The following is a 10065-nucleotide window of genomic DNA, read 5'->3' on the forward strand; positions in this document are numbered from 1 at the left end:
ATGTCTACTTTAATTGAAATATCCAAGCGCTGGATTGAAAAGATAAAATCCAGCCCAATTTTGAAGCCATTTATTAAGACTAAAGTTTGGTTTCAAGAGAATATTATTAAGAGAAAACTAGTCATTTTCTCAATGTTATTTTTGACCTGGTTAAGCCTTTTGATGGGAGCGATTTTCTCACCACAAAGACAAACATATACCTCAGAACAACTCAAAACAAAGCAGATTTTTGCGAATGGCAGTGGTGAGATGAAACTTGTTAGCCAGGAATATTCACCAGATACTGGAATTATTGTTTTACAATTTGAGACGAAAGATGCTACGACTTCGATAGATCGGGGCATCGATGCCAAACGATTGAAATGGAAACTCTATGCGCAACATAAAGACTCAAAAATAGAGATGGATGTTGTGCCAATCATTGATAATAAAGTATCAGTTATTATTAAAGGAGTTCCGAAAAATTTTGGTGCATTTGCGATCGATGTGACGAATCAGACAGTCTCTTCTAGCTCAATTGATGTGAATATTTCATCGCCATCTAGTGATTCTAAAAAGGTTTCTCAGAAGAAATCTGGAGAAGAGGACACTGTACAATTCTTTGTAACTCCTCAAAATCCTCAGCTTGAAATCAAAGCTATTGAAGTTGTCTCCAGAGAAGAATTTACTCTTCAGGAAATCGAAAAAGAGATCAATTTCCAGAATGAACAGTCTCAAAAATTGACAACATCAATTTCTCAATTGAAGGAATCTATTGAAGATGATAACTCACGAAAAGCGAGTCTTCAAGCAGAAGCAAAATATCTAACAGGTGATGATCTCGAAGCCAATCAAAAGAATATTGCTACGCTGGATACAAACATTGAAACGAAGAATAGAACCATCGAAACAGCTTATAAAAACATTGAAAAGTTGAAGGCTAAATTAGAATCTTTGGACAAGAAAAAACAGGCAGTCAAAGATGGAACATTTGAATTTTCAAACCCTATTGAAACTGTAGAAATGAATTAAAGTGAGGTAAAAAAATTTAATTAAAATGGTAAAAGAAACTGATAAATTGGGATAAAAGTTATCTACGATTTGGGGATTGAATTATGATGTTGTAATGCAGGAGTGGTAAAAATGCGATTTAAAATGGATAAAGAAGATGTTGAATTGTTTAATTTAGCCTTTATTGGTTTAGGAATATTAGGGATGATAGTTATCGCTTTGATAACTTTACAGCCCGATGGTTATCAAAGGTTATTAAAATTTGTAGAAATAACTTCAGAAGACTTTAAAAAGTTTTCCAATATCATGAACGAATTTCTTTCGTTCATAATCAATTATAAGTAAAAAGAGTGCATTTTTTATGAAAGCCGAGTTTGTGTTTACGAACAAGTAGCAGTCAAAAATCTCCTTAATTTTTGAATTAAGGGGATTTATTTTTTATGATTGTCCCTTTAAAAAATTTTTTTCAGTTATCTCTTATACTAGAATCAATCAAAAAAAGAAAGGCAGAAAAATGAAAGAACAACTTAAATTAGCGCCAAAGGAAAATCAACCAGTTAGAAAGCATCGTACTGTTTTCACAAGTACAAAAGGTTTGATTAGAAAACAGAAGTGGGTTGTGCTTGATATTGATGAATATGGAATAACCTATCATAGTAATCCAGGGTATAAAGGAGAAATGTTTTCTTCAATGTACCTCGTTCTACAGGAAATTAAAATTGATGAACGTTCTTTTACACTAACTATCAAGAACAATGATCATGAAGTTTATGTGATTGATTTGAAAAAATTAGATGGCGATTTGTGGAGCAACTTCCAAATTATAAAAGAAAAAATTGCCAGCTTTGCAGGAAATAAATTAAGGAATTAAGAAATACGAAATTAGAAAAAGGAGAAGTAATCATGGCCAAAAATGATTTAACAAAAATTGATAATCAACTAGAAGAAGCAAGGAAAAAAGTTGTCCTTTTAGAAAAGGAACGTAAAGAAGCGGAAGAGAATCTTCAAAAACAAATTGGTAAAATTTATGTTCAAATTAAATTGAAGAAAAATAAAAATCAGTCGTATGAATCAATTCTTGAAGAGTTAAAAATGGAATTAAACCTCATCAAAGAAGATGAAAAAGAACAACGTTTAGCAGCGAAGAAAAATCGTGAAGAAGGAAACTTTCCAGCTGAAAATCAGTCTTAATTTTTGAGTTTTGCACTTCCGAATGAAGTCAAAAATGGTGTAAGTAAAAGTATGTAAAGAAGAAAAACAGTGTAAGTATAACACCTATAAAGTGTGTAAAGGTAAGTATAGCATGTGTGTGTAAGTAGGTGAAACCGAGAAAATTACCGGTACCGGAAACGTTGATACTATCAACTCCACACGCTTCGTGGGGACAGTTTCCCTTATGCTCTTTTCTAACACAACACACCTAAAAAGGACCTTAGTCCCTCTGTGTGTGTTAGTGTGTTGAAAAACCGCAAAAATAGAACCGACACGGTTCGTGATGTTGCGAGGTTGAAGTTTTCTTTTTTGCTTCTTTTTGCTTTTGCTTCGACAAAAGAAAAAAGAAGGGCGCTGTTTTTTAGAAAGGAAAATTTGAAATAATGGCAAATATAAAACAAAATCGAATTGAGATTAGAGGGCTTACTGATGATGAAATTAATTATCTAAAAGCACTCGCAGAAAAAAATAAAGCTAAGTCATTTAATGATTTTCTGCTCTCAATCTGTCGTGAAAAAATTGAGTACGGAAAATTTAATCGTGCTCAAGATTTGTATGTTGCTCATTTGGAAAATATGAAATTAGCTTCTGACCATGTTCTGGAACAAATGAAAAAACAGACCAGGATACTCTCTGAATTTGAAGAAAAAATGGATCGTTATGGCGGTCATATTTCACGTTGGTTAGAGTATGAAGGAGAGGTGGAAAGTGATGACTAAGGAAATCAAAATCAGAAATATACCTGATGATATGTTTGAACAACTTCGAGATATTTCAAAAAAATATAACTATCCAAGTTTCAATGAGTTTATGTTATCGCAAGTTCAAAATATCGTAATGAATGACGGATTGAATTTGTACAATAATCAATTTGCGGAAACATTATCCGATATCAAAAAACAACAAAGTCAGATTTTAGAATTGATGTTGAAGAATGAAATTTCTCTTTCAGCTTTAAATGTTAAACAAGATATTGTAAATGAACTAACCACAAATTGGTTACATTTTATGGATGATGTATCTGCACTTGAAGCTGAAAGACGGTCAGGTGGTGTTTGAAAATGAAGAAGAATAAATCTCTGTTCATCATTCTCATTTTTCTTGCAATCTTTGTCGTACAACCTAACAATTTTAATGCTATCAAATCTGGCTTGACACAAAATGATATCCCGACTCAATTGAACATAGCCGATTCAGCTGAAGAAAAAAATTCTGACTCAAATTTGAATTCTACTCTGAAAAATGATGATTTGAAATCGAAGGAGTATGATGGAAAAAATCAGGTGATTGTCGTCAATGAAAAATCACAATTTACAAAAAGCGAATTGAGTTTAGAAAATGGCAGCTGGGAAAAATATTCTGATCTAGATTTTTTAAATCGTGTAGGAATTGCTGAAGCGATGTTGGGAAAAGAATTGATGCCAACAGAAGACAGAGAATCTATTTCGTCTGTCACACCGACAGGGTGGAAAAATAAAAAAATAATTTTCAACGGGAAAGAAGATTATTTATATAATCGTTCTCACTTAATCGGTTTTCAATTAAGTGGAGAAAATGCGAATGCTAAAAATTTATTTACAGGCACACGTGCTTTAAATGCAAATTTTGAAGATGAACAATCATCAATGGTCTACTATGAAAATAAAATTGCTAACTACATAAAAAATACGAACCACCATGTTCGATATCGAGTAACTCCCATCTTTAGAAATGTGGAATTAGTTGCTAGAGGAGTTCGTATGGAAGCACAGAGTATTGAAGATGATGAGATCTCATTTGATGTGTATATCTTTAATATTCAACCAGGATATAAAATCAATTATTTGACAGGATCATCTCAGAAAATTTGAGGAGGGAAAAATGAATCCAAGACTTAGCTTATATTTTAGCGAAGAAACACATGAAAAATTTAAGGAAATAAAATCCTACTTGAAAGAATCGTCTGCTTTGCAGAAACAGTATCGAAATAATTCAGCAACGCTTGTCACTTTGATTGAAGTTTTTTATAAACTTTTTATTGAATTAGGAGAAGGAAAAAATTTCTATGAGCGACTGACCCAGCTGGAAAAAAATTTGGGGGATGCCTTTGATTCTGGAAATGATAACAAGGCAATTCATCGTCAACTTGATCAAATTCTCTATCTAACGCTAACCAACTTTCATGCTATTACGAAAGATGATTTTGATGTTCAAGAATTGGAATCTATTCATTCACGATTGGATCCTACACAGCATGAATTGATGGCAAGAATCAACGATGTCATTCAAGAAGATATTGCACGTGGTCAAACTATCAAACATTCTCATTGAGGTACAGTAAATGGTAGATATTGTTGAAATCTATTTAGAAACAGGAGATTTTCATGAAGCGGTGAAACAGTCAGGGCTGCCTACTCATATAGCTCATTTGAAATTAATAAAGAGTGGCTGCCTTAAAATTCAAGATAAAATTCAGTATGGTTCTAGGACAGCTAAGCTCGGGGGAATGGCCGAGGAGCTTTTTCAAAAGTATGTTCCAGATGCAACGGATGCGAATAAGTATTTCAAGAAAAATAATCCAGTATATGATTTTTGGCTAGATGGTCTAACGATTGATGTAAAATACAGCTCATTGTATAAAAGGAAAAACGGGAACTCCCATCACTGGCAATTGAGGACAAAAGGAAATCAAGATTTTATTGTCGCCTTTTTAGAACGAGAAAGTGGTTCAGAGTTAGAAAAACCAAATATTTTGTTGATTCCCATGCAATTTGTTGAAGGGCAAAAAGAATTACATATTTCTCAATCAGGACGGTGGATCAATGATTTTCAAGTTGAACCTGAAGAATTACAACCGTTATTAAAAGACTATGCTCTTTTAAGAAAAAATGGACTATTTTAATTCAAAGAGAGGAAAATAATGAACGTATCTTCTAGTCCAAGTATTACCTTCATGCTGCAATATACAGAAGCAAATAGTGGGTTTGTAGACTACACCAATAGAGATGAAGCTGTCGAGGTTGATAATGAATTAAATTTAGAGACACACAGACAAAATATTGAGTCTCTAACTGAAGATGAAATACAAAAAATCCAAGCTGAAGTCCCAGAAACAAAACTTAATTTCCAGGAGTACATCGATTATATGAATCGTTCTTATGCTACTGAAAATCAAAATGAAGAGATGACAGCGATTTTTACAAAAGAAGCCAATTACTTGCAGCGTAGCAAAGTAACTGAATTGAAAAGTAAGTTAGAACAGGCTTATCAAAATGGCTCTCTTCTATGGCAGGGTGTTATCTCTTTTGATAATGATTTTTTGGCAAAAGAGGGATTATATGACCTGGAAACTGGGAAAGTCGATCAGCAAGCTATCAAGTCGGTCATACGTGAAGCATTGCCGAGGTTGATTGAAAAAGAAGGCTTATCTGATTCATCATTTTGGTGGGCTAACATTCACTTGAATACGGATAATATTCATGTGCATTTTGGTTTATCAGAAGTCGAGTCTGCAAGAGAAAAAATTTTCTATCGACCTCGTGGACGAATGGAATTTAGAGGAAACTTTTCCCAGAAAACTATTGAGCGTTTTAAAAGCGATGTTTTTCATGGGCTGTTGAATGAACAGACTAGAGGAATGATTGTTCGACGAGAACAAATCTTGGCCAATATCAGAAGTGAGTTGATCAATTCTGTATTTAGAGATCAGAAGGTTCGTTCTTCAGCTGAAAAAAATTTTTTGGAGCAGGCTTATAATCATTTGCCTATGGATAAAAAATGGCGCTATGGATCAAATGCAAGAGATTTTGCAGTCAGTAAATTCTTCCTTGACCGCTATCTGGACTCCTATTTAGAAAATGATGGGAAAGAGCTCTATCAAGAATTTCTGAAAGAAACGAAGGACTTCCTAGAAACCTATAGAGGAGCTTATTCAGCTGAAAAAAAATCAACCTACGAAAAGATTCGGAAAGTTGATGGTCGTTTTGAGAAAACACAACAGGAAGCTGCAGGCTATCATCTGCAGCAATTAATAGTGAATCGAGAGAAGGAGTTGAGAGAACGACTAGCAAATAAAATCTTGCACCTATTTCGTGAGAATGCTCCTGAAATAGCTGACGTTCGTCTGGAAAAAAATTTGACCAATTTCTCAGAAAACAATCAAAAATTAATTTTAGCTCAGGATCCTAACGCAAGTGTTGTCAAATCGTTGCAAGCGTGGAAAAGATTGGGTTATGAGTTGAGAGATGGAGCAAAACCCCTTAAAATTGTGAAACCAACCTACTCTGCTTATGATAAGCAGGGGAGAGGGATAGGGGTTCCTGACTTTGTTAGTGACCTAGTTTATGATGTCAGCCAGATGAAAGAGAATTTACTAGCAAAACAGCTAACACTAAAGGATTTATCCTTATTTTCTTCAGATGAATTGAGAGCTCTTGTGGATGCAGCCAAGAATAAATCTGATCGTACTTTAAAAGAACGCCAAGAGTTAGGAACATTTCGCTATGCTTTAAAATTGAGTTTATTGGAGGAAAAACAGAGTAGTTTATTAGTTCGTAAAACTCTTTTTGATCAAATTCAACCACTTGAAACCGATAAGCCATTTGTTGAATTGAAAAAGAAAGAAATTCAACAAAGACTGAAGCTGACTGAATTGCAACTGACTCCAAATTATAAACTAGGTGAAGCAGACCAATCTCTAAAACAATCTCTTGCTAACCAGTTTGAAGATAGTGTTTCATTTTCAGTAGAAAAGGCTGATTCATTAACAATTCAAGCACCAATTAAACGTTTGAAGGGAGAATTAGCGGCAGTTCAACCTCTTCAAGATGAAGGAGTGCTGACTATTCTAAAGGGCTATCCTGTTACGAAAGATAGCTACATAGAAGAGTTACAGACACATATCTCCATTTTCCAGCTGAAGCATCAGATTTACAGTCGAAACAAGGAAATTTCACAAACGACTGATCAAACTACTATTCAAAAATTAAAACAGGAGAATGCGAAAGGATTTTCTGAGCTCAAATCACTCTATCAGAAATTGTTGCCAGAGGAGGAAAGTAATCATAAAAGTCAGTTAGCTCAAGCTGTTTCACAGAAAATGCAAGAAAGAAAGGTCCTGCAAAGAAAAAATATCCAACAATCCCAAGGTAAAGCAATCATCAATACAGATTTCATGAGAAATCTGACTAACTCTCTTCAGAGGGCACAACGTGCAAATAAAAAAGCCCTCATGGAACGTGAGAGAAGTGATGAGAGACAAGAACTTGAAGAAAAAGGACAAAGTATATAAGAGTCATTGTAAAAGCAATGACTTTTTTGTTGAAAAATGGAATTATATTGTCCCTTTAACTGTGATTTCTTTATTATTGCATAGAATAGAAAGATAAAAAGAGAAAGGAGAAGAAAAATGAAGCTATTATTTCCAGATGTTACAGTTGAAGACTTTGATTTCTCAGCCGAATGGTTAATTACGGCAATGAATGCTGATAGCAAGCAAGTGCATTTTGAGGGTCAAGGAAGAAATTCTGATTTAGAAATGGTTCTAGATTTTAAGGAAAATTCTGAGCTATTTGAATCTTTTTCAGTAGGGGAATTGGTTCACTTAGATCCAGAAACGTTTCTACAAGCAGAGAAAGAGCCGTATAAACCACAGTATGAAGGATTTTAAGGAGATTTTATATGACAGAACAAGAATCAAGACGTGGGAAAACTCGTAGAGAACGTGTTGAATTTGCACGTTCTAGAGATATTTTGGATGTTGCAAACGAGCTCCAGATGGAGCTGGTTCGATCTGGACGAGACTATCGATGGAAAGAACATGATAGCCTAGTTATATCGCCTGATAAGAATTTATGGAAATGGTTCTCCAGAAATACAGGAGGAGATGCGATTTCTTTAGTTGAAACGATAAAGGAAGTGGATTTTAACCAATCTGTAGATTTTTTAAATGATGGAAATTTTAAAGAGTTTCAAATGGTTGAAAGAGCTCAAGAAGATTTTAAATACTATCTTGAGAAATACGAGCAGCCGTTATCAGCTGGACGAGACTACTTACGAAATCAACGTGGTCTATCAGATGAAACGATTGATTATTTTTTGGAACAGGGTGTTTTAGCCCAAGCTAACGCCAAACTTGACTACTTTGCGGAAGGCAATGGTGGAGTTACAACAAATGCGATTGAGCCAGTTATTGTCTTCAAGTCCCTTTCTTCTTCAGGTGAAGTTGTTGGAGCCTCTTTACAAGGAATACAGGAGAATTGGGAGAAGTGGCCAAAACATGGATATGCTAAAGTGATTATGAAAAACTCCGATCCTATGACAGGTATTCATGTTGATATTGGTAGTCCAAAACGATTGATTTTTACTGAGAGCCCAATAGATTTAATGTCCTACTATGAATTGCATAAGGATAGCTTGCAGGATGTCAGATTAGTTTCTATGGATGGTTTGAAAGAATCGACTATAGGCCGTCATCTATCTCAAATTCAAGCTGAAATCTCAGGAAAACCACTAAGATGGACAACTGAACAATTAGCGGACGGACTTCAAGTAGCTATTGATCATCACTTTTTTGAAGATGGGAAAAATGCGGATTTGATTACTCTAGCTTTAGATAATGATAAAGCAGGTAGAACATTCATTCAAGAATTGGAGGCAAAAGGAGCTGTCATCAATTCAGATCTACCAGAACTAAAACCAGGACAAGATAAAACGGACTGGAATGATGTTCTAAAGAATCAACAGGAAGAAAAGCCTGATAACAGTCGTCTTGCCCAGGCACGTCGAAAATTGGAAAGACTAAGGGGTGAACAAGACGAGGCTATTTCAAGAGCTTATTCCCACCAAGCACTAACAAATGGGCAACCCGTGAATGATAAGCGAGGCGGTGCTAGCTTTATGCGTAAGCAAGAACAAATAGAAGGTCAAGTCTTCTCAAAGATGGATGAGATTAGGCAACAGGAAGAGCGAGTAGAGCGCCTGGAGCACCAACAACATTTGAAAGAAATGGGGTTGAATCGTCAGGGAAGTGGTCTGGAGATGAGTGTTCAAAATATACCTAGAATCCGTGAAGAGTTAGAAAAAGCTAAGCGTGGGGAGTCGTTCTTTACCAAAGCTACTCTCAAACGCTATCAAGAAGAGTTGACTAGACTTGAGGCTATATCTGAACAAATGGGTAAAACGAGCATTCAACCAGCAGCACAGGCCTTAATTGATGAGGGGCTAGTGAACCAGTGGCAAAAACAACCAAATACGTATTTTGTAAAAGGGTTACGAAGAGTTGCCCTGGAGTTGACTGAAGAAGGAGAGTTTCAATTATCTTCACAAATCAAGTATCATCCGAAAACAGATGAGGAAAGACTGAAGGTGGATGAATTACTTGCCAAACAAAGGCAAGAAAATGTAGGATTAACGCCCTCGAATCAGGAAAAATCAATCTCACCACAACCAGAGCCTATTGAAAAAAATCAAGACGAAGCAGGGTGGTTAGAAAAAAATTGGGACAATCTCACATTTTCGATAGAAAATAAAAAAACAGTCGTCATTGATCCGACTAGTATAGATAAGACGGTTGAAGAAAAACAAACTCCAGATAATCAAGAATCTATAGAGCTAGTTTGGGAATTACATGGAAAATGGAAAGATGAATTAGCAGAAAAAATTCGGGAAGATTTAGGCATTAACTATGAACTACAGGCATGGCAATTTGAAAAAGAAATGTCACGATTTATAACGACTGATTTAGACAAGTTATTCGCAAAACGTACTAGATTGGAAAGGGATGCTTATTTTGCGGATAGTACGACGTCTATCAGAAAAGAAATTGATCGTTTAGATGCACAAATACTGGAGTACATAGAAAAAGCCCCTGAACAAAGTCAGGAG

General features: G+C 35.1%; 11 protein-coding genes and 1 pseudogene. All 12 read left to right on the plus strand.

The annotated features are described in order from the left end of the window. Entirely contained in the window at window positions 1-1011 is a 1011-nt protein-coding gene (locus D8801_RS09105) for a hypothetical protein (protein WP_125849326.1), read from the plus strand. A 123-nt stretch (window positions 1012-1134) separates the two neighbouring features. Next, window positions 1135-1335 carry a hypothetical protein gene (locus tag D8801_RS09110; protein ID WP_042903112.1) on the plus strand — a complete coding sequence of 67 codons (201 nt, stop codon included), beginning with the start codon at window positions 1135-1137 and terminating at the stop codon, window positions 1333-1335. Between the two features lie 169 nt (window positions 1336-1504). After that, complete coding sequence (locus D8801_RS09115; protein ID WP_042902910.1) at window positions 1505-1861, plus strand: hypothetical protein; 357 nt, start codon at window positions 1505-1507, stop codon at window positions 1859-1861. A 32-nt stretch (window positions 1862-1893) separates the two neighbouring features. Beyond that, window positions 1894-2181, plus strand: coding sequence for a hypothetical protein (locus D8801_RS09120; protein ID WP_042902909.1), 288 nt, complete (start codon window positions 1894-1896; stop codon window positions 2179-2181). Between the two features lie 404 nt (window positions 2182-2585). After that, window positions 2586-2921, plus strand: coding sequence for a hypothetical protein (locus tag D8801_RS09125; RefSeq protein WP_125849328.1), 336 nt, complete (start codon window positions 2586-2588; stop codon window positions 2919-2921). Continuing rightward, window positions 2914-3261, plus strand: a complete 348-nt coding sequence (locus D8801_RS09130) for a hypothetical protein (RefSeq protein WP_050223661.1) — start codon at window positions 2914-2916, stop codon at window positions 3259-3261. The genes D8801_RS09125 and D8801_RS09130 overlap by 8 nt, the downstream gene beginning before the upstream one ends. Window positions 3262-3263: 2 nt before the next feature. Then, window positions 3264-4052 carry a DNA/RNA non-specific endonuclease gene (locus D8801_RS09135; RefSeq protein ID WP_125849330.1) on the plus strand — a complete coding sequence of 263 codons (789 nt, stop codon included), beginning with the start codon at window positions 3264-3266 and terminating at the stop codon, window positions 4050-4052. A 10-nt stretch (window positions 4053-4062) separates the two neighbouring features. Next, entirely contained in the window at window positions 4063-4512 is a 450-nt protein-coding gene (locus tag D8801_RS09140; RefSeq protein WP_044021397.1) for a hypothetical protein, read from the plus strand. A 10-nt stretch (window positions 4513-4522) separates the two neighbouring features. Continuing rightward, window positions 4523-5083 (plus strand): hypothetical protein, encoded by a 561-nt coding sequence (locus D8801_RS09145; protein ID WP_125849332.1) that lies wholly within the window; start codon window positions 4523-4525, stop codon window positions 5081-5083. Between the two features lie 18 nt (window positions 5084-5101). Further along, window positions 5102-7471, plus strand: coding sequence for a MobP2 family relaxase (gene mobP2, locus D8801_RS09150; protein ID WP_125849334.1), 2370 nt, complete (start codon window positions 5102-5104; stop codon window positions 7469-7471). Window positions 7472-7588: 117 nt separating this feature from the next. Then, entirely contained in the window at window positions 7589-7849 is a 261-nt protein-coding gene (locus D8801_RS09155) for a hypothetical protein (RefSeq protein ID WP_125849336.1), read from the plus strand. An 11-nt stretch (window positions 7850-7860) separates the two neighbouring features. Then, window positions 7861-10065: pseudogene (locus D8801_RS09160) on the plus strand (toprim domain-containing protein); the annotation flags it as partial.

It is taken from the genome of Streptococcus oralis (genome assembly GCF_003943415.1).
Classification (GTDB): domain Bacteria; phylum Bacillota; class Bacilli; order Lactobacillales; family Streptococcaceae; genus Streptococcus; species Streptococcus oralis_BJ.

Coding starts and splice junctions, on each gene's coding strand:
- D8801_RS09105 (WP_125849326.1), top strand. CDS start 1: ATGTCTACTTTAATTGAAATATCCAAGCGCTGGATTGAAAAGATAAAA.
- D8801_RS09110 (WP_042903112.1), top strand. CDS start 1,135: ATGGATAAAGAAGATGTTGAATTGTTTAATTTAGCCTTTATTGGTTTA.
- D8801_RS09115 (WP_042902910.1), top strand. CDS start 1,505: ATGAAAGAACAACTTAAATTAGCGCCAAAGGAAAATCAACCAGTTAGA.
- D8801_RS09120 (WP_042902909.1), top strand. CDS start 1,894: ATGGCCAAAAATGATTTAACAAAAATTGATAATCAACTAGAAGAAGCA.
- D8801_RS09125 (WP_125849328.1), top strand. CDS start 2,586: ATGGCAAATATAAAACAAAATCGAATTGAGATTAGAGGGCTTACTGAT.
- D8801_RS09130 (WP_050223661.1), top strand. CDS start 2,914: ATGACTAAGGAAATCAAAATCAGAAATATACCTGATGATATGTTTGAA.
- D8801_RS09135 (WP_125849330.1), top strand. CDS start 3,264: ATGAAGAAGAATAAATCTCTGTTCATCATTCTCATTTTTCTTGCAATC.
- D8801_RS09140 (WP_044021397.1), top strand. CDS start 4,063: ATGAATCCAAGACTTAGCTTATATTTTAGCGAAGAAACACATGAAAAA.
- D8801_RS09145 (WP_125849332.1), top strand. CDS start 4,523: ATGGTAGATATTGTTGAAATCTATTTAGAAACAGGAGATTTTCATGAA.
- mobP2 (WP_125849334.1), top strand. CDS start 5,102: ATGAACGTATCTTCTAGTCCAAGTATTACCTTCATGCTGCAATATACA.
- D8801_RS09155 (WP_125849336.1), top strand. CDS start 7,589: ATGAAGCTATTATTTCCAGATGTTACAGTTGAAGACTTTGATTTCTCA.